This is a genomic window from Nostoc sp. (assembly GCF_036919815.1).
Lineage (GTDB): Bacteria > Cyanobacteriota > Cyanobacteriia > Cyanobacteriales > Nostocaceae > Nostoc.
The window spans coordinates 33,800-53,976 of sequence record NZ_JBALCE010000079.1 but is presented as its reverse complement, the minus strand read 5'-3'; the positions used below and the strand labels follow the sequence as shown (position 1 = coordinate 53,976).

Genomic DNA, 20,177 nt, shown 5'->3' with positions numbered 1-20,177 from the left:
TCATACATAAAATTACCATACTTAATATATCCTTATTAACATACTACTGTTATAAATATTAACATTAATTAATTTAATTAGAATATTTTTTATACAAAGATTAGTATGGTAATTTTATGTATGACGGTTATAAAATGTTTTAGTATTAATGTATATATCTGGCTTATTAAATAAAGAAATTTTTGAGAAATAAGTATTTTTACTGATAAAATAGTCAACAAATATAAGTAGATAGGTACGAAAACACCAAACTATATAAAGATAAACAAGTACAGAAAATGAGAAAGCTAAAAATAGTCTTATTAACAAAAGGTGATTAACGCGATCGCACCCTACGTACAAAAGTTGTCGGTTGTTAAATCCAGGCTACTAATCAAAAGTCAGTTGCGGGGGTTTCCCGATATCGGTTACAGGTAAATCTGACAGGCAGAAGGGAGTATAGTTTGTATAGTTAGCTTTTTACTGAAGTTTTAGTTTAGCACTAAGGAATTAAAAAATGTCCACTGATACTCACATCGTTGCTTACGTTCAAGAAAGTGAATTTGATGCTGTTTTAACTGAAAGTGAAGAGAAAGTCGTTGTTGTTGACTTTACTGCTACTTGGTGTGGCCCCTGTCGCTTGATCAGTCCATTAATGGAGCAACTCGCCCAGGAATACAAAGGTCGCGCTAAAGTCGTTAAGGTAGACGTTGACAGCAACAAGCCGATTTTCAAAAAATTTGGTCTTCGCAGTATTCCGGCAGTTTTAATTTTCAAAGATGGTGTTTTAGCTGAAACTATCGTGGGAGTTTCCCCTTACGAAGACTTCAGCAACGCTGTTCAGAAGCTTCTTTAGCTAATTCGTAATTAAAAAGGATTTCTACCTGATGCCTAATAACGGCAGTAACGTTTCAGGTGAAGTTTAAATTCCCCGAAGTCCGAGGGTCGGCTTCCGAGGCTCGGACTTCTTACCACTTAATACACAATACACATCTCCAGAAATTAAATATGCGTTACCCAGAACCCTTGTAGAGACGTAGCACTGCTACGTCAAAACAATTCTTTTTCACTCCTATGTCTAATTAGAAATTTTTAAAGATTTACTTTTCGCCTGTAATGTGATTGCAGTAAACCACTCGGATATTGTTTTGAGTTAATCAGCTCCAATTTTTCTTCAGCGCTAGACGGTGGGAAAAGGTGTACACCACCACCTAAGATAATTGGAATAGTTGAAATAATATATTCATCAATCAAGTTGTGCTGAAGAAACGAATTGATTAATGCTCCGCCACCAACTAGCCAAATGTTTTCCAAGCCTTGAGCCTCTATATTTTCTAAGACGTGCTTCACTGTGTCAGAAACAAACACAACTTCTTCGCGGTCGGATTTGAGATGACGCTGGGTGAAAACGAAGGATTTTTTTTCTGGATAAGGCCATTCATCAAAACTAAGTCCAATTTCATACGTCTTGCTGCCCAAAACAATAGTATCAATCGATTCGTAGAAAGCAGCGTAACCGTAGTCTTCGCCTTCTGTGTCAAGGATTGATAGCCAATCAATTCCGCCATCACTGCGAGCAATGTAGCCATCCAAACTAGCTGCTATGTAGAGTGTAACTTTCGTCATTGTGCTTTTGAATTTGGTAGTTTTCACTCAATTAGTGGAAGCGCGATCGCAGGCTGATTTCTTCTCAAGTATTTTAGCCTCTGATGGTTCTGCGATATTTTAATTAAACACATCACATCATAGCGATGTCTACGATGGTCACTGAGCAGTTCGACAGGCTCACTGTGTCTCACTGTGTCACTTTGTCGTACCACTTCTCTACGAGACGCTCCGCGAATGTGGAAGCAAGCTACGCGCAGCGTCTCCTAGAGAAGTGCGGGCTACGCCTACGCTCATCCGATTACTTACATTTTTTGATTGTGCGATTTAAACCGACCTGCAATAAATTCTCGCTTAGATAAATGCTTTGTATCGCGTTTGGTAACTCGCTCTCGCCACATCTTGAAACTAGATTCTTTCATTTCGCGCCTCATTAGGGCAATTACCTGTTTCTCCAGTAGCCCAAACTGAGCCTCAATAGCATCAAAAGATGTTCTGTCTTCCCATGCCATTTCAATGATGCGATTGATGGTTTGTGAATCGAGGTTAGGTAGCTTCATTTTTTTGCTGGCAAGTGATAAATTTGAGCTATATATATTTTATATTTTACCTTTCGTTTTGAAGAACCATTGTGTCTGCTGCACCCAGTTGCAGGGCATAGAGATTGGCATAGACACCTTGCTGATTAATCAGTTCAGCGTGGGTACCCTGCTCGAGAATTTGTCCCTGCTGCATTACTAATACCTGATCTGCCTGAGTAACTGTACTGAGGCGGTGGGCAATTACGAAACTGGTACGACCTTGCAGCAAGCGGGCGATCGCAGTTTGTACTAGCGCTTCTGTGCGGGTATCGATGCTGCTGGTGGCTTCATCCAGAATCAGAATTCGGGGGTTGATCAACACCGCACGCGCAATACTGATCAGTTGTCGCTGTCCTTGGCTCAGGGGTGCGCCTCGTTCACCCAATTGAGTTGTATAACCCTGTGGTAGTGAGGTAATGAACTCATGCACATTTGCCATCTGTGCAGCCGCTTCGATATCAGCTTGGGTAGTATGGGGAGCGCCAAAGGCAATGTTTTCGGCGACGGTGCCGCTAAACAGAATATTGTCTTGCAGGACGATGCCAATTTGACGCCGCAGACTTGCTTGAGTAACACTACGCACATCAATATTATCAATTTTGACTGCACCGCTAGATACATCATAGAAGCGCAAAATCAAGTTAATGATCGTACTTTTTCCCGAACCGGTCTGCCCGACTAACGCAACCATCTGCCCAGGATAGGCGTGCAAATTCACCCCTTTGAGAACCAGTTGCTCTGGGTTGTAGCCAAACTTGACATTCGAGAATGTCACCTCACCTTGAATGGGCAACATTTCTGTTGCATCGGGTGCATCTTTGAGTTCTGATGGTTCATCTAGTAATAGAAAGATTCGCTCTAATCCGGCGAATGCAGATTGAGCTTGGGTATAAAACTGGCTGAGAATCTGGATAGGGCGGAAGAATAGCTGGACGTAAAGTAAAAAGGCTGTCACCACACCCACTGTTGCAGATCCTGTTACCGCGAGATAGCCGCCATAGGCTAGCACACCTGCGGTTGCTAGTGTGTTGAGAAAATCAATCGAGGGTAAAAAGGCTGAAGTAATTACCACAGCTTCGACATTGGCATCACGATTAGCAGCGTTGAGAATGTCAAATTCTGCGATGTTCATCTGTACACGATTGAATGCCTGTGCTTCTCGCACACTGCCAATATCTTCTTCCAACTTGGCGGAAAGCTCGCCAATCGTCTGTCGGGTAACGCGAAACTTGACTCTTGCCCAACGTGCAAATAAGCTTGTGGTAAAAATCATCAGTGGCACAACTAGGTTGCTCAACAAGCCAAGTTTCAGGTTGATTGAGAGCATAGCAATGACAATGCCGACTAAACTGAAAGTGTTGCCCAGCATTTGGGCGATCGTCAGTCCAAATGCCTGATTTACAGTATTAACATCATTCAGCAAGCGGCTCATTAAATCGCCTGCTTCGCTGCGATCGAAAAAGCTGAGTGGCAGACTTTGAATTTTAGTGAAAATATCTTGCCTCAGTTGAGCTAGCAATCGCTGCATAATCCAGCCGACTCGAAGAATTTGACCCCGGATTGCTAAAATACCAAGTCCGTAGTTGAGCGCTAGTAGCCCTAATAATAGCAGTAGTCCTTGCAAATTCCCTTGTGCAATTAGGTGATCAATCGACCAGCCGAGAAAGAATGGGCCAATTGCTTGGGTTAGGGCACCAATAAATACTAATGTCAGGGCGATGGGAATTTCTTTGCGATAGAGTTGCAGGTATTGCAAAAAGCGCCGCAGGGTGGAAAGTTGCTGACTCGCTTTTTCCTCAGATGCAACAACGGGAACTGTGACTCTCATAAAAATTTTAGATTTTAGATTTTGGATTTTGGATTAAAAGTCTTTGTTTTGATTACAAGGCTGTATAAAAATCTTAAGCAATACTATGAACATATCCCACTAAGTAAGTTGGTGGGAATAAACCAAACTATTGTTTTGAAACGTAAACAGGCTTAAAACCCTTACCAATGACTAATGACAAAGGACAAATGACAGCCTTCACCAGTTAGCTATTAATTGCACCTACCTACTTAACTTTCATCTTTATAAATCTCGCTACGATGTCCTACTTTTATTACAGTTACTATCAAAATATCGTCGTCAAGTTGATAAATAACTCGATAATCACCGACTCAAACACGATATGAATTATCATCACCAAGTAATTTTTTTACCCCGTTTGGACGCGGTTCTATTGCCAAGTCATTGATTTTAGTCTGTATGCGCTGTTGTACATCTAGAGGTAATTTCCTAAACTGCTTTTTTGCACCCTTTTAAAATTTAACTTCGTAACTCACGCAACATCCTTGTTTATTTCATTTCTGATTTCCTTTTGAATTTCATCCCAAGACACAGTGCCATTAATGCGTATATCAATCCTTGCTTCTTGAATGGCTTTTAAGTCTTCTTCATCGTCTAGATCATCGATTCTTTTTAAGTATGCGTGAATTTCATCTAAAGTACTATCATAAGCTTGATGTAGCAGTACGTTGATATCTTTAATTAACTGTTCTCTTTCTTGTGCTGTCATTTTTAATCATCCGAGCGTGCTTTTACTTTTTCTGCCACAGTCTCTAGTTTCGCCTAAACACATCTCATCATTATCAATAATACCCATTGTTTTTTGAAGTCCTTAGAAAACAGCGCCGTCCCACCACCCCGCCACCCACCACAGACCGCAGTGCGATCGCAACATCCCACATCTATATATTTCTTAATATATTTGCTAAATAAATAATTGACAATCTTCAGTGGTAAATTTTACTAGTCAGTATCTCAATTCCTCATACTACAATACAGTTACGTTGATACACATGACAAACTACCAAGCCAATAATCAGTGGTCTGGTGGCTATAGGAAAGCAACTTTGTTTAAAAACTAGAATGGACACTTGATTGGATCAGATAACCGACTACTCAGTTCGAGGACTATCACTCTTTCTAACAATATAGGACTTACGCATTGACAGGAAAGATTAAATATGGATAGCTCGAAAAACCACATCTGTCGTAGGGGCAATACCCTACGGGAAGCTAAAGCTACATGAATTGCCCCTACAGCGCCGGTTATTTACCATCAAAGAATGATTGATAAAAACCAAATATTCCATTCACTCCCCCTAAAGCCTTATTTTGCCTCAAGCAGTGAGGGTTTTTGCTTTGTGGTTGGGTGCGATCGCAAAAGAATAAGTCGCATATCGCGTTATTTATGCTAAATTGGCATTATTTTTTGCTTGGGCTTCACCTGAGATTCTAAAATCACACCGTAGAGCGGGCTGGTTTGCATCAATTCTTCGTGGGTGCCTTGTGCCACCAATCGTCCTTTATCCATGAGAAAAATCCGATCGGCATTCTTGACGGTACTAATGCGTTGAGCTACTACAAAAGTTGTACAAGCTTTTTGGCGCATTAAGTCATCTAGTTTGGCTTGAATTTGGGCAGCAGTTTTAGCATCCACGGCCGAGGTACTATCATCCAAAATGAGAATACTGTAATCGGTTAGTAAGGTACGTGCGATCGCAATTCTTTGTTTTTGTCCACCAGACAAGCCCACGCCCCGTTCACCCACAATCGTCTCGTAGCCATCAGGTAGACTGGTAATAAAATCGTGCATTTGTGCGGTTTTTGCAACCTCAATCACCTGCTTTAGGGTTGCATCAGGTTTTGCATAGGCAATATTTTCGCGGATTGTGCCAGAGAAGAGGGTGGTTTCCTGAAATACAATCCCAATACGCGATCGCAGGCTTTTTAGTGTAAAACTTCTGACATCTCGTCCGTCAATGCGAACTGCTCCCCCTGTGACATCGTAAAAGCGGGGAATTAGGTTCATAATTGTGCTTTTTCCCGAACCAGTCATTCCGAGAACCGCGATCAGTTCGTTGGGTTTCGTTTCAAAGGAAACTTCTTTAAGAGTTTCAGTTGTCGCTCCGGGATAGCGAAAGGAAACATTTTCAAAGGTAATTCTACCTCCGCAGGTGTCAAATGGGACAGCATCGGGGCGATCGCGAATTTCTACCTCTGCATCTACAACTTCATAGACTCGTTCGGCGGAAGCAGCTGATTGAGCGATCGCGGGTGCAGCAAATCCAATCAACAAAATAGGTTGAAGAATCAACGCTAGGTAGGAGTTAAACGCCACGAGTTCGCCAATGGAGAATCTGTGCCCAATCACCTGCGCTCCCCCATAGGCGAAAACTGCCAGTGTTACCAAATTACTCAGCAAAAATATCAATGGGAAGGTATCACGAATCGCGCTAATGGTCTTCATGTTTGCCTTGAGTAGGGCATCATTCATCGTCGTGTAACGCGACCTTTCGGTTGACTCCCGCACAAAGGCTTTCACTACTCGGATTCCGAATAAGTTCTCTTGTAATACTGCATTTAGGTCGCTCAGTTGCTCTTGTACTTGCCGAAAAAGTTTGTTATTTCGGTTGATAAATCGCGCCATCAACCATGCGGCTGAGGGTATTACCGTTAGCGTAATCAGTGCGAGTTTCCAGTTCATCACCAGCAAAATCAGCGAAACAATTACCAATGTCACAATTCCACCAATGACTTGAATTAAGCTGGTGCCAACAAAGGTACGGATCTGCTCAATGTCGCTGGTGACACGGGTTAGCAGTTGGGAAGTCTGGGCTTGGTCATGATAGCTGAAACTGAGATTTTGAATCTGGCTGAAAATTTTGTTTCGCAGGTCATAAGCTACACCCTGAGACACTGCTTCTGCTAAATAGCTTTGTCCAAAGTTAAATATACCACGAGCGATCGCGGCGACTACCATCCAGGCGGCGCTATATAGCACAATTTGGAGGTTTTGTTTGATGATCCCCTGATCAATTCCCCAGCGAAATAGTTGTGGGGTAATTGCGTTTGCGATCGTCAACAGCAACAGGCTGGCTAAGGCTCCCAGCGAAGTCCATCGGTAAGTACTCAAACTTTTAAGCACGCGCCCGGTTGACTGGATCGATGAAGTTTCCTGGAGTTCTGGTTGCTGAACCAATGGTATTTACCCCTGTATCTTTGAAAAATTATCTCCTACTTTGATTGTAATAATTGTAAAAAACCAATTGGCCAAACTGGGGAAGTGAATCTGATCGGGATTTTTCTGCAATGGTATAAGCGACTTCCAACAAATATAGGACTTACGCAAACAATAACCGAAACCCTTATTTTCAGGTAGGGGCAATACCCTGCGGTCAGCTAAAGCTACATGAATTGCCCCAGAGTGCGTCTACTTTTGCGTAAGTCCTATAATAAATTATCCAATCTTATGGGGTGGGCAACGTTCGACTGAGCGCTCACACCGTTCGCGTAGCGTTCCGCAGGAAAGTCTTGCCCCCCTTTGGCTACACCCACCCCACAATCAGTAGTTGAGTATTTTTATTATTTGCCAGTCCCTTACAGCTATTTTCAGGTAAATAGACCACGCGCTAGGGGCACAGCAATGCTCATACGTGTCAACTTAAGAAAAAATCTGCTTTGAGAAGACGTTTTGCCCTCATCCCCTAACCCCGAATCCCAATTTTGGGAGAGGGGCTGGGGGTCAAACCTCGAAAGCTTGCCAACCCTAACTTCTACGTTAAGTTGACACCAATGAGCTTTTTCTGTGCCCCTACGACAGATGTGGTTCAAATACTTGAATTCTGCTGTAATTTCAAGATTTCCGATGAAAACATGGCGCTTTTTTCTGGAAAACTATAGCGGTTCTCAGTTGACTGAGGTACAAGAACCCCACCCCCAACCCCCTAAGAGCAAGCGATGAGGGGGCTATGATGTACATCATGTGATTAGGAAACGCTATATACTGCCCGACGGAACTGTAGAGGTTGGCCTCAGGTACTTTAGTTGAAACATCAATATAAGTTCAGAAGCAGCAACAACCGAAGCGGTTTTATGAGCTAAAATACCAAAGTTTGTTTAGATTTGGCTTGTGTATCAATTAAATATACATCAAACGCGGTCTAGGTTCAGGAATTAGACGCCCTAAATTCTTAGCTGTTTCTATCCATTCCTGCATAACTAATTCTACATTATGCAGGGCTTCTTGATAATTATCGCCATCAGCAGCACAACCTAATAACTCTGGCACTTCAGCAATAAAGGCTTGATCTAATTCACTCCAGTAGAGAATAATTTCATAGCGAAACATCATTTGTAGTTCCTAGCTTATATTTGAGAATCACTGCACGAACTTGTTTAATTTGATAGCTTTTGGCTTTTCCTCTCTTATGTTGCAGGTTAAATATCTCCTCAACATCGGCTTTAACAAAAATCCGATGATCGCCACGAATCCGCTCATCAAAGCCTAGTCTATATAAGAGTTGCCACAGTTGGGCGAAAGGGATATCTGTATCAGAAGTCCCAGAGAGAATTTTTTCTAAGAGTTTGTCTTGCTGACTCACGTTTTTTGACTATCTTAATGTTTGTTTTGACTATCGTGAAGGCGTAAAATCGTGGCGAATTCCGGGTTGAAATTTAAACCCATAGGGGAGGCAGCGCGTTGCGGGGGTTCCCCCCGTTGTAGCGACTGCCGTCGCGCAGAGGCACGCAGAGAATTCGCTACGAAATTAATCAAATATTGTACTTAGCCTCCAGAGGCAACAGTACGCCGATCAAGGGTTAACCTCAGTATAAATAATTAGCAGTTTGACAGCAGTTATTTTAACATTCACCCTGAGCTTATTTACAAAATTAAGTTTATCTTCTCCAAGCCAGAAGACTGAAGAAGTAAATTTGCACAACCAGGAAGTGTTTAGAGCGATTCTTAGATGAATAAAAAACACCTGACTTCAATTAAAGCCAGGAACTATAATGTAGAGTTCTCCTGACTCCCCAATCAACGGGCCTATTGAACCCAACTGAGAACCGCTATACTCAAATTTATAAGTGATATAGGCAACTACAGAGGGCAAAATGTTGAGATTGCTCATATCATAGGCTGAGGTATAAATCCGTCTTAGTTAATGTTAAATATTGAGTAAGAAATATTACGCAAATATGAAAAACCAAATTTTCAGCGCAGCCACATTTTTAACGACGATTATTTTGACAACAAGTGTACAAGCCGCAAATTCTGAACATATCAAACAGTTATTGGCAACCAAACAATGTCAAAATTGTGATTTGACCAGTGCAGGTTTAGTGATGGCTGACTTATCTGGAGCCAATTTGAGCGGTGCTAATCTCACAGGTGCTAACCTCAGCCGTGCAAACTTGAGCGGCGCAGATTTGCGGGGTGCAAACTTGACTGGCGCTAGTTTATTTGGTGTTAACCTGAGCCAAGCTAAATTTGGTGGAGCAAATTTGACGGGTGCTGATTTGAGAAATACTTATTTACCAAATGCAGAACTGACTGGTGCAAACTTGAATGGCGCTAACTTCCAGGGTGCAGTTGGTATACCATTACAAATTGCTTCACCAGAAGAATTTTATGCTTGGGGCGTAGCAGAAGGGCAAAAAGGCAACGAACAGCAAGCAATCAGTTATTTTAATCAAGCGATCGCTATTAAACCAGAATATGCGGGTGCTTATTTAGCTCGTGGTATCGCCCGTTACCAAATACTAGATAGACCAGGTGCATTCCAAGATGCCCAAGTTGCTGAAAAATTGTTTACATCCCAAAGCAACAGCCTGGGAACGCAAACAGCCCAAGCTTTTATTAAAGAACTGCAAGCACCCGTAAATGACAAGGTAAGCGCTGGTAGCCCCAGTTTCGTTGACTTTTTGGGAAGTCTTGGCTCAGTCTTGCTCCAGTTCTTACCTTTTTGAGTGCTTCTGTTTTCAGGGGGAGAGTTGAAAGAACAAACGGATAATAACAGATGACTTTATCTAACAAATTATGGACAACTAATCAAGATTTAGCCCAAGCTTGCCTAGAGCATCCTTTTGTTAAAGGCATTGGCGATGGTACTCTTGAGCAGGTGAAATTTGCTTACTACGTAGGGCAAGATGCTTTTTTCTTAGAAGCTTTTGCCCGTGCGTATAGTATCGCCGCAGCTAAAGCACCAGACTGGTTAGGTTTCACCACATTTCATAACTTAGCTAGTGGAGTTTTAGAAGAACTGCGGCTACATAGTGGCTATGCTTCTGAGTGGGGAGTCAATTTGCATTCTGTAGAACCAGGAACAGCCACCCGCCGTTATACTGACTTTTTGTTAGCAACTGCTTGGGGTGGAGATGTGGGTTTAACTGCGGCGGCGATGTCTCCCTGTATGCGTTTGTATGCCTTTTTAGGAGAACAGTTGGCTCGTAACGGTATTCCTAATCATCAATATGCAGACTGGATTCGTACTTACAGCAGCGCAGATTTTCAACCATTAGCAAAACAATTAGAAAGTTTAGTTGACAATTATGCCACTACTAATGCTGTTGTGGATTCAACCTACCGTTATGCTATGTTTTGTGAGCGCGACTTTTTTCAGGATGCCTGGATTTTGGAGTAGTCTACCTAATTAATTTGGCGAGAGAAATTCAATGTATGTAAATAAATATAAAACTAAAGTTGGAAAAACTGCTCATCTGTCAATTCCAGTACTGGTTTTAGGTTGACGGTTAAAGCATTCATGGTAATAGCAGCTTGAAAAATTAAGGCAGGCAAGACTCCGGGCTTACAGACTATTCAATCGCTTTAATTTCTTCTTCTGCTTCACTATACTAGTGTAGGCGATGTCTACGACGGGCTATTCGGCGTCGCACTTCGCACATTCCCAAAAGCGTAGGCGTAGCCGGCCGTTCGCGTAGCGTCTCCAAGAGTTGGCATCGCCTTTCAGAAAACTCCAAAAAAAGCGATGCCTTAGGCGGGCTACGCCTACGCTTATTGTGAAAGAGTGAGCGATCGCAGTTTGCATATTCCCAAAATCTCCCCAAGAGTAATCACACCTCATAACCCACAGCAAAAGCGATCACACTTTGCACTTCCCAACAGCGTAGGCGAAGCCCGTCGTAGACATCGCCTTGCAGAAAACCTCAAAAACAAAGCGATCGCACTTCGCACATTCTCAAAAGCGTAGGCGTAGCCCGCCGTTCGCGTAGCGTCTCCAAGAGTTGGCATCGCCTTTCAGTAAACCTCAAAAACAAAACTTATTCTATGATGATACTAGCGGCAAGCGATCGCCTAAAGTGTATTTATGTTTAATTATCAAGAAGTACTACAGCAAGCTCAAAACCTAACTCCTGAGGAGCAAATACGTTTAATTGAAGACTTGTCAAGTTTAATTCGTCAACGGGTAACGATGACACCTAAGCCAAAGCGTAGCATTCTGGAATTGCGTGGCTTGGGTAAAGAAATTTGGAATGATGTTGATGCTCAAGAATACGTTAATCAGGAACGTGATTCATGGAATGGCTAGTCCAGCTACAGGGGCAAATTGTGGGCTTGGATACTGCTCCACTGATTTACTTTATTGAAGAAAATCCTAATTATTTGGATGTTACAGATGCTTTTTTTGAAGCAATGTTTTCTGGCAAGTTTAGTGTTGTAACATCAGTTTTGACTATCACGGAAGTGTTAGTCTATCCCTTGCGACAAGGAAACACAGTATTAGCTCAACAATATCGTGACATTCTGCTCAATTCCCAAGGTTTGACTACTATCGAAGTTTTTCCTGATATTGCTGAAAATGCTGCACAACTAAGGGCAGATTATAATTTAAGAACTCCAGATGCTATTCAGATGGCTACTGCTATTCGTGGAGGTGCATCATTATTCTTGACAAATGATGCGCGGTTGCCGTCTTTACCAGCGTTATCAGTGTTAGTGTTGGATACACTCATAGTTTGAGTCTTTTTTGTATGTTGCGATCGCTGATTGTATGATGGCATTGTAGGCGATCGCGTGTTAGGGAAGAGTAAGCGATCGCCTTTCAGAAAACCTCAAAAATAATGCGATCGCTGTTGTGTAAGAGTGAGTGCGTTAGCGAAGCTCACCGTAGGTATCGCCTTTCAGGAAACCTCAAAAACAAAGCGATACCTTCAGTAAGCTACGAAGAGGGCACTTTGCACATTCCCAAAAGCGATTGCTGAAATAGCAAATACTGTCGCCTAAGTAACAAATGCTGTCGCTGAAATCGCAAATGCGATCGCTGAAATAGCAAATGCTGTGGGCGAAGTAGCAAATGTAGTCGCTGAAATAGCAAATGCGATCGCTTGCTGTGGAAGAGTAAGTGCGATCGCACTTCGTATATTTCCAAAAGCGATCGCCTTGCAGAAAACCTCAAAAATAAAGCGATCGCACTTCCGCACACTCCCAAGAGCGATCGCCTTGCAGAAAACCTCAAAAACAAAGCGCTCGCACTTCTGCACACTCCCAAGAGCGATCGCCTTGCAGAAAACATGAAAAATAATGTGATCGCTGATTGTATGATCGCAGGCGATCGCCTTACTGAAAACCTCAAAAACACTGCGTAGACACGTAGCAGCTTATCGTTAGACATCGCCTGTTTTGGAAGAGTTAGTGCTTTATAAGTGATTTAGCAACACATTTTCTAATATAAATGTGACAAAATCTTTTTGCTTGATACCAATGTTGATTGGTATTTCTTTGGAGTTTACATAATCATTAGTTAATTGAATTAACTCAGCTAATGTATTCATAATAAGCTCATTAGAAAAATCAATATTTTTAATTGATTCTACATCTTTCGGTTTATAATCACGTTTCTGAAGTATTTTTACTACTAGTAGCATCCCTAAATGAAACATCAATATACGAATTGGTGATGCATGTTTCCACTGTTTATTAATAGTTACATCGTTTGATTTGCTCGACATCAAGTTACGAATAGAGCTTTCTAAGTTTTTCATCGTTCTCGCACAGAGCAGATACACTTCAAGACTAATTTTTTGACTGAAAACACGTTTGTAATCATTATCTTTCTTGAGTATTGACGATGGTCTAGAACGTGCGATATCTGGTTCATGAAAAACTATTGCTATTACCGACTGTGCTAGGTATGGAATACTAATGATTCTATCAAGTTGTTTACCTGTGTTCTTGTAATAATTTTTTCGTCGATCATAAAACCATTCATGATTTAGAAAGAAATTTTCTATGTCTAACTGTATTGGATCTGTAGCTTTTAAAGAGGCTGGTGGAATAGGAGTTTGAAAATTTGTTGCTTTGATAACGCGGTCTCTAGTTTCTGGATCATTTGTGACAACTATTTTTATAAGAACAGATCTTTCTTCATTCAATGTATTATTGTTTTCAGCTTCTCTATTCTTTATATAATGATAAATAGTATTTGTTGTTTGTAACCCATTTACAACTTGTACATCATCTAAGCTAATAGTTTTACCAGCAACACTTGCTCTGGAAGATAAAATAGTAATTCCATTATTTAGCCACCAAAAGTCTAGTTTTTCATTTGATTCTAAAGTTGCCTTTATATCTTTATTAACTTCTACATTACTACCTTGATAATCTCGAACATTAAACGCAAATATATATGTGCGTAACTCATCATTATCATAAGTAACAAAATTATAATAATCTTTTAAAGACGCTAAAATAACGTAATTATCTTCACCTCTCGAAATGTAATTTTCAATAAACTTTAGCTGTAAAGTATAGCTTTTTTCAAGACGAGAAGAATCTATTAGTTCTCGTGCTCCAACAAAGCTAACATTAACCTTGGCTCCGGTAAAATATCTACCAGTATTTTCTTTTAAAACTTCAGATTGATTGTATATCTTTTGATTTATAGCTGATACGTCACCTTTACTTGCATATACATACGTTATTTCAATAGAAGGATGTTGTGATGCCAAATTGAGATACAATTCGCGGAAAAAAGTGACTTTATTAATTAACTCTGAGTTATAATATTTTTTGATTTGCTCAATATTCTTTTCTAAATCAAAAATATTCATCGTAGTTGAAAGCCATTTTTCAATAGCTTTCTCAGAAAAAGAATCAGACCGTTTTGATTGAATTAAAAATAATTGTATGCGAGGACTTCTTTTAAAGTTATCTAACTCTGTATCCTCACTCACAAAATCATTATTAATAAAAAGGAAAAATCCATCTATTCCACCATCATCGCCTCCTCCTATCTTTCCATAATTTAACTCGTCATACGAAAGATCGTGTTTTTTTAATATTTGTTCAAATGTAAATATTTCAAAGAATTCATCATCAGGTAATGTATTGCCACTTTTATTTATTTTTTGCTTGATAATGTTATCGAGAACTATGCTATCGTTGCCAGCCATGTATTTTTCCTAACTGTATTATAAATAGATTTTGTTGTAGAAATTAGTAAACAAGTGATTCAGTTGCTAACTATACCATATTACAAAAATACATTACTGTGATATAAATCACAAGTACTAATATCGTCTATAAGATGTAGAGACGTTAGATATAACGTCTCTACATCTTGATTTTGTATTTATACATGGTTATAACCTAATCAATCCCTTCAATCTGGTCTTCAACTTCTTGGTACAACTCGCGCAGACTATCTAAATTGTCCTCGCTAGTCTCCCAATAACCGTATCCATTTACTTCCAACAAAGTTGATACAACCTTGCAGAAAGAATGGGGTTAAGATTCATTAAGTAGCGCTTGGAGATTTTCAAAACATCTCTTAACTCACTGCATATTCTGTAAACTGCCTCATAAAAGGAGACTGGAACCCTAACACAATGTCTTCCTTGGGAACTCCCGCAGCTACCAAATTAGCTGCAATATCATCTTCTGTACCATTCCACTGAAGCCAAATTTTTCCACCCTTAATATCAATATGAATAATACAACTATGTACCCAGTCTTGACCTTCCCAGCCTACATTAACTATTTGATAATGGTCACGTACTGTATCAAAAATTGTTTCAACTTCTATATTTCCGTAAGCGGGTTTTTGCTCACTATATTCCTGTAATATCTGCTGTACAAGCTGGCGATATCGAGTTAATTTATCCATTGGAAAATCACCTCTTGCTCTACATCGTATATAAGCATTTTCACTTGATTTTCTGCTATCATCTCTTTAGGAAAATCAAGTTGAAAAAATGTTTTGTAAGTTGTTAAAGGTAGTGCTAAATACAAAACACGCCCCGGTTGCCGTCGTCGTAATGCACCTCTATAATTAATAAACTGTCCTAATGCTGTATGAAATTCTGAAATAGCAGACGACCTCTCTAAAAAACTATTTGACTTCGACTGCAATTTTTTGTCCTTCACGTTCTGCTGCAATCAGCTTTTCTGCGCCTAAATCAATAGAAAGATTAACTCCCCCCACGCTAATTGTGAGTGGATCGTTAGTAATTTGCCAACCGTCTTTCTGTAAAGCTGTTTTGACAACTTCATGAAAAACATCTTTAGCAGACATACATACCCCTAATTATATTTATTTTTTTCATTTAACGTGAGTTCAATGAACCTCTCCCTCCCAGCCTCCCTCTCCGAAACAGAAAGGGAGGAGTATGAAAAATTAGGCTTTTTGCTCCCCTCTCCGCGTCGGAGAGGGGCTGGGGGAGAGGTCAAAAAAGATTTGTCGAACTAACGTTCATTTAAGGCGCATTTTTTGTAATCTGTAAAAATGGTTGGCAAAATAGAGACGTTCTAGAGAACGCCTCTATTTTTGATAGCTATTCTATCCCTTCAATCCGGTCTTCAACTTCTTGGTACAACTCGCGCAGACGATCTAAATTATCCTCGCTAGTCTCCCAATAACCGCGTCCATTAACTTCCAACAAAGTTGATACAATCTTGCGGAAAGAATGGGGATTAAGGTTCAGCAACCGTTTCTGCATTTCTTCATCTTTAATGAAGGTTTCGTTAGTATCCTCGTAAATCCAGTTATCTACAGCGCCAGCTGTCGCACTCCAACCTGTTGTATTCACCAACCGCTTGGAGAGTTCGCGCACACCTTCGTAACCGTGAGACAGCATCCCCTCGTACCATTTGGGATTTAATAATTTAGTACGAGCATCCAAACGTACGGTTTCCGATAATGTCCGCACTTGCGCGTTAGCTGTAGTTGTATCTGCAATATAAGATGCTGGTTTTTTACCATCACCGCGCAGACTTGCCACCAGCTTAGTGGGATCGGAGTCGAAGTAGTGGGAAACGTCCGTTAAGCTAATCTCGGAAGAATCGAGATTTTGGAAAGTTGCATCAGCAGTTTTCAATGTGCTTTCAAAAATCCCGCGTGATTCGTCCATAATTCCGGGGTTATCGGAATTGAAGGAGAAGGATTTCCGGTTGAGATACATTTCCTGCAACTCGGCTTCGCTATCCCAAGTGCTGTTTTCTACGGCCAAGTTAATATTTGACGAGTAGGAACCAGAAGCATTGGAGAAAACGCGCGTTGCTGCTTGACGCAGATTAATTCCCATTTCCTCAGCTTGTTGCAAAGCGTGTTTGCGAACAAAGTTCATATCTAAGGGTTCATCTGCCTCGGCTGCCATTTTAACGCCTTGATCTAGCAGGTTCATTTGGTTGATGAACAAATCGCGGAATACACCAGAACAGTTGATTACCACATCTATTCTGGGACGTCCCAACTCTTCTAAAGATATCAATTCCAACTTGTTCACACGTCCCAAGGCATCGGGAACTGGACGCACACCCACCATCCACATAATTTGCGCTAGGGATTCACCGTAAGTTTTGATGTTATCGGTTCCCCACAGGACGCAGGCGATAGTTTCTGGCCATTTTCCTTCGTTTTCTGCTTTGTTACGGATCAAAAGCCGATCTACGACGATTTTGGCCGATTGGATTGCTGCTGTTGTTGGGATGGATTGGGGGTCGAGTGCATGGATATTCTTACCTGTGGGCAATACATCCGGGTTGCGGATGGGATCGCCACCAGGGCCGGGTAGGATGTATTCACCTTCCAAGCCTCTGAGTAATGCTCCTAGTTCGTTGTCGGCACAAACTTGTTGCAGGCAGAATTCCAAATACTCAAATAAGGGTTTGAGTGTAGCGGTATCAACTTTGGGATAACCTGCTTTATGCAATGATTCTACCCAAGGTTCTTTTTTGCCCATGTTGAAGAAATTCAACCGGGAAACCAGAGAAACTCGTCCTTCCGCGTCGATTTGCTCTTGGACAAGGGCGGTAACTGCTGCACGGGTTGCCAAGGTGATATCTTGCAATAACTGGACATCTTCTAAAATGCCTCTGTCATTACTTTGATAAATATCGTCAATATTACGCCCAATGCTATTGGCGATAATTCCGGGTAAGCCTTGAAGTCTTTCTTCCTGACGATCTAGACTAGCAATATTGACCAGAGTTGCGATCGCCTCTTCTGCACTTGGCGGTTTACCAATGACGTGCAAACCACAAGGCAACAACCGGGACTCAATTTCCATCAACTTGCGGTAGACGTTGCCAACAATATTATCGCGATCGTCGGCACTCATCTCTCTGGCATCGGTTTCTGGCAGATTAATATCCTTATCCAGATTCACGATCCGGCATTTATCCATGATGCTGTTGACAATGGAAACACCGCGTCCACTATCTTTTAAGGTTTGGTAAGAAGCGATTAATTCGCTGAGTTCCTTCAAACCTTTATACAAACCAGCATTTTCTGCCGGAGGTGTCAAGTAAGAAATTGTTTCGGCATAACTCCGGCGTTTGGCAATTGTCGCTTCACTCGGATTATTAGCTGCGTAGTAATACAAGTTGGGAATTGAACCAATTAAGTTATCTGGATAACAGTCACCAGACATCCCCATCTGTTTACCTGGCATAAATTCCAAGGAACCGTGAGTACCAAAGTGCAGTACTGCATCAGCTTTCCAAACTTGCTCTAGGTACGTGTAGTAGGCAGCAAAACCGTGGTGAGGACTAGCTGAACGGGAGAACAACAGCCGCATCGGATCGCCTTCGTAACCAAATGTAGGTTGCACGCCGATGAAGACGTTACCGAATTGCTTACCATAAATCAGCAAGTTTTGCCCATCGCTGTTGAGATGTCCCGGAGGTGGTCCCCAGTTTTCTTCTAAGCGTTGAGAGTAAGGGGTCAGCGCCTCATACTCAGGAACCGACATTTTGTAAGCAACGTTGAGTTCCGGGCTGTTGTACTGCGCTTGGGCATCATGGATAACTTCTTGCATCAACGCTTCGGCTGATTCTGGCAATTCTGGTAAGTCGTAACCGTTATTTTTGAGGGCTTTCATCACCTCGTAGATTGAGCCGAATACATCCAAGTAAGCGGCGGTTCCGACGTTGCCTTTATCTGGCGGGAAGCTAAAAACGGTGATGGCGACTTTTTTATCCAGCTTCGGCTTGCGACGGAGGTTAACCCATTTTAAGGCACGTTCGGCCACAGTTTCAACCCGATCGCGCAGTGCGATCGCTTTCCCTGTAGTCCCATCCCTACCTGATAAGACAATCGGCTCAATTGCCCCATCCAATTCGGGAATCGCAATTTGCAAAGCTACTTGAATCGGATGTAACCCTAAATCGCTATCCATCCACTCTTCTGTGGTTTGGAAAACTAAAGGTAACGCCACCATGTAAGGACGGTTTAAGCGTTTGAGTGACTCAATTGCCTTGGGATGATCTTGTCTGGCTGGGCCACCCACTAAAGCAAAACCAGTCAGTGATATTACTGCATCTACTAACTGTATGTTGGTAGTTGGTTCGTAGAAGTACGCATCTACAGGTTTGGAGAAATCCAAGCCACCAGCAAACACAGGTAATACCCGTGCGCCTAATGCTTCCAATTCCTGCACCATTGCTACATAATGGGCATCATCACCTGTAACTAGGTGAGTGCGTTGCAATACCAACCCGACACAAGGAGCTAAGGGATCTTTGAGATCATTAGAGATATCCTTACGAGATGTATACCAGTTGAGGTACTCTCTGACATCCTCAAACATACTGGGAGCCAAAGGATGCCAAATCCCTAAATCGGGATAAACCACCGGCTGCTGATATGTAGAAGGTGCAAAATTTTGTTTCTCTAAACCTTTAAATACGTATTTATCAGCTAGCATCAGCAAGAAGTTTTCCAGATTTTCTGGAGAACCACCTAGCCAATACTGAAAACTGAGCATGAAATTTCGGGCATCCTGGGCTTTTTCCATTGGTAGAAACTTCAGCACTTGCGGCAGGGTTCGCAAAAGCTTCAGCATTCCATCTTGGAATCCCGCACCGGATTTTTCTTTGCGTTTCCGCATAAATTGCGCGATCGCACTTTTTGACTGACCCAACTGTGCCAGGGAAAAGCTGCCCATTTTACTCAGGCGCATTACTTCTGGCATCGAGGGAAAGACAACGGAAACATCCAGGCGATCGCGGTGTGGTTCTACTGCTGCTACTACTTTCTGTGCTAAGTCTTCAATGAAAATGAGGGAAGCGATGAAGATATTCGCACTCTCAATTTCTCGTTTGAACTCCTCATAGTTCTCTGGGTCGCGGAGTTCCTCAATCAAGTACCCACTGATTTCAATCGCCAAGTCGGGATTGTTCGCGTTAATCGTGCGAACCGCTTGCGACAAAGCACTCTGGTACTGGGACTCTAGCACGACATAGACCACCTTGATTAAATTACGTCCGCGTAAGTTATCTGGCGCAATGTGTCTAATGGTGGACTTGACGTGTGTGAACATGCTTCTTCGGCTCCTTTGATGCGTGTTCTCTACTCGAAGTTCCTAGCGGCATGATCAGCCACAGTTGACTTCGTTATTTTTCGGCAATATGTGTTTTTTATCAGAAAACGCTTGCCCACTGGGCATTTTATCCTGTATCTGACACAAATTGATATAAAAAACGAAATATTTCTTTGTAATTATTTATTGTGTATAAAAGTATTTGCTCACTTGTTTGTAAATTTTTTGTAATATTTATTATTTTTAATCGTTAAATAGTTATATAAGTATAATATTATATTGAGAAAACAAAACCCGCATAAGCGGGTTGTAAAATTGGAAATGTTTGGCGAAATGTGTAGGCGTAGCTCGTGGTAGAAATCGCCTAATTACTATATTTCTTAACTAAGAATAAAGTTTAGCTTCCA

General features: G+C 41.5%; 18 protein-coding genes and 2 pseudogenes. 6 read left to right on the top strand and 14 right to left on the bottom strand.

What is annotated here, in order from left to right:
* Positions 1 to 496: 496 nt before the first annotated feature.
* Complete coding sequence (gene trxA, locus V7K15_RS18785) at positions 497 to 835, top strand: thioredoxin (RefSeq protein ID WP_334907543.1); 339 nt, start codon at positions 497 to 499, stop codon at positions 833 to 835.
* 236 nt (positions 836 to 1,071) lie between these two features.
* On the opposite strand, the gene V7K15_RS18780 is transcribed toward trxA, so the two are convergent.
* The 9 genes and pseudogenes from V7K15_RS18780 to V7K15_RS18740 form a co-directional block, all read right to left on the bottom strand.
* Positions 1,072 to 1,605, bottom strand: coding sequence for a dihydrofolate reductase family protein (locus V7K15_RS18780; RefSeq protein ID WP_334907541.1), 534 nt, complete (start codon positions 1,603 to 1,605; stop codon positions 1,072 to 1,074).
* 284 nt (positions 1,606 to 1,889) lie between these two features.
* On the bottom strand, positions 1,890 to 2,144 hold the full coding sequence (locus tag V7K15_RS18775) for a TIGR03643 family protein (protein WP_292833723.1): 255 nt from the start codon (positions 2,142 to 2,144) through the stop codon (positions 1,890 to 1,892).
* A 46-nt stretch (positions 2,145 to 2,190) separates the two neighbouring features.
* Positions 2,191 to 3,993 carry an ABC transporter ATP-binding protein gene (locus V7K15_RS18770; protein ID WP_334907539.1) on the bottom strand — a complete coding sequence of 601 codons (1,803 nt, stop codon included), beginning with the start codon at positions 3,991 to 3,993 and terminating at the stop codon, positions 2,191 to 2,193.
* Positions 3,994 to 4,223: 230 nt separating this feature from the next.
* Positions 4,224 to 4,313: pseudogene (locus V7K15_RS18765) on the bottom strand (type II toxin-antitoxin system RelE family toxin); the annotation flags it as partial.
* A gap of 173 nt (positions 4,314 to 4,486) precedes the next feature.
* Positions 4,487 to 4,723, bottom strand: coding sequence for a hypothetical protein (locus V7K15_RS18760; RefSeq protein ID WP_334907537.1), 237 nt, complete (start codon positions 4,721 to 4,723; stop codon positions 4,487 to 4,489).
* A gap of 681 nt (positions 4,724 to 5,404) precedes the next feature.
* Positions 5,405 to 7,192: an ABC transporter ATP-binding protein gene (locus V7K15_RS18755; protein WP_334907535.1), complete on the bottom strand. Its 1,788-nt coding sequence runs from the start codon at positions 7,190 to 7,192 to the stop codon at positions 5,405 to 5,407.
* 939 nt (positions 7,193 to 8,131) lie between these two features.
* On the bottom strand, positions 8,132 to 8,344 hold the full coding sequence (locus V7K15_RS18750) for a type II toxin-antitoxin system HicB family antitoxin (protein ID WP_334907533.1): 213 nt from the start codon (positions 8,342 to 8,344) through the stop codon (positions 8,132 to 8,134).
* Positions 8,328 to 8,594 carry a type II toxin-antitoxin system HicA family toxin gene (locus V7K15_RS18745; RefSeq protein WP_334907531.1) on the bottom strand — a complete coding sequence of 89 codons (267 nt, stop codon included), beginning with the start codon at positions 8,592 to 8,594 and terminating at the stop codon, positions 8,328 to 8,330. The genes V7K15_RS18750 and V7K15_RS18745 overlap by 17 nt, the downstream gene beginning before the upstream one ends.
* 387 nt (positions 8,595 to 8,981) lie before the next feature.
* On the bottom strand, positions 8,982 to 9,122 hold the full coding sequence (locus tag V7K15_RS18740) for a hypothetical protein (RefSeq protein WP_334907529.1): 141 nt from the start codon (positions 9,120 to 9,122) through the stop codon (positions 8,982 to 8,984).
* 67 nt (positions 9,123 to 9,189) lie between these two features.
* Here V7K15_RS18740 and V7K15_RS18735 point away from each other — a divergent pair, with 67 nt between their 5' ends.
* The 5 genes from V7K15_RS18735 to V7K15_RS18715 all read left to right on the top strand — a co-directional run bounded on the left by V7K15_RS18735 (position 9,190) and on the right by V7K15_RS18715 (position 11,971).
* On the top strand, positions 9,190 to 9,960 hold the full coding sequence (locus V7K15_RS18735) for a pentapeptide repeat-containing protein (protein ID WP_334907527.1): 771 nt from the start codon (positions 9,190 to 9,192) through the stop codon (positions 9,958 to 9,960).
* Between the two features lie 50 nt (positions 9,961 to 10,010).
* Positions 10,011 to 10,634 (top strand): TenA family protein, encoded by a 624-nt coding sequence (locus tag V7K15_RS18730; RefSeq protein ID WP_334907525.1) that lies wholly within the window; start codon positions 10,011 to 10,013, stop codon positions 10,632 to 10,634.
* A gap of 384 nt (positions 10,635 to 11,018) precedes the next feature.
* A complete protein-coding gene (locus V7K15_RS18725; RefSeq protein WP_334907523.1) occupies positions 11,019 to 11,201 on the top strand; it encodes a hypothetical protein in 183 nt (60 codons plus the stop codon).
* Between the two features lie 117 nt (positions 11,202 to 11,318).
* Entirely contained in the window at positions 11,319 to 11,540 is a 222-nt protein-coding gene (locus V7K15_RS18720; RefSeq protein ID WP_334907521.1) for a hypothetical protein, read from the top strand.
* On the top strand, positions 11,528 to 11,971 hold the full coding sequence (locus tag V7K15_RS18715) for a type II toxin-antitoxin system VapC family toxin (protein WP_334907519.1): 444 nt from the start codon (positions 11,528 to 11,530) through the stop codon (positions 11,969 to 11,971). Before V7K15_RS18720 ends, V7K15_RS18715 begins: the two co-directional genes overlap by 13 nt.
* A 199-nt stretch (positions 11,972 to 12,170) precedes the next feature.
* Here the strand turns inward: V7K15_RS18715 and V7K15_RS18710 are convergent, their stop codons facing one another.
* The 5 genes and pseudogenes from V7K15_RS18710 to V7K15_RS18690 all read right to left on the bottom strand — a co-directional run bounded on the left by V7K15_RS18710 (position 12,171) and on the right by V7K15_RS18690 (position 19,770).
* Entirely contained in the window at positions 12,171 to 12,623 is a 453-nt protein-coding gene (locus V7K15_RS18710) for a hypothetical protein (protein WP_334907517.1), read from the bottom strand.
* A 25-nt stretch (positions 12,624 to 12,648) separates the two neighbouring features.
* Complete coding sequence (locus V7K15_RS18705; protein ID WP_334907515.1) at positions 12,649 to 14,403, bottom strand: AIPR family protein; 1,755 nt, start codon at positions 14,401 to 14,403, stop codon at positions 12,649 to 12,651.
* A 377-nt stretch (positions 14,404 to 14,780) separates the two neighbouring features.
* The gene (locus V7K15_RS18700) at positions 14,781 to 15,116 is read right to left on the bottom strand and encodes a XisI protein (protein WP_334907513.1); all 336 of its coding nucleotides are present in this window, start codon (positions 15,114 to 15,116) and stop codon (positions 14,781 to 14,783) included.
* Positions 15,104 to 15,524 (bottom strand): annotated as a pseudogene (locus tag V7K15_RS18695) (XisH family protein). The gene V7K15_RS18700 and the pseudogene V7K15_RS18695 overlap by 13 nt, the downstream one beginning before the upstream one ends.
* Before the next feature lie 259 nt (positions 15,525 to 15,783).
* Positions 15,784 to 19,770: a magnesium chelatase subunit H gene (locus V7K15_RS18690; RefSeq protein WP_334907511.1), complete on the bottom strand. Its 3,987-nt coding sequence runs from the start codon at positions 19,768 to 19,770 to the stop codon at positions 15,784 to 15,786.
* Positions 19,771 to 20,177: the final 407 nt, after the last annotated feature.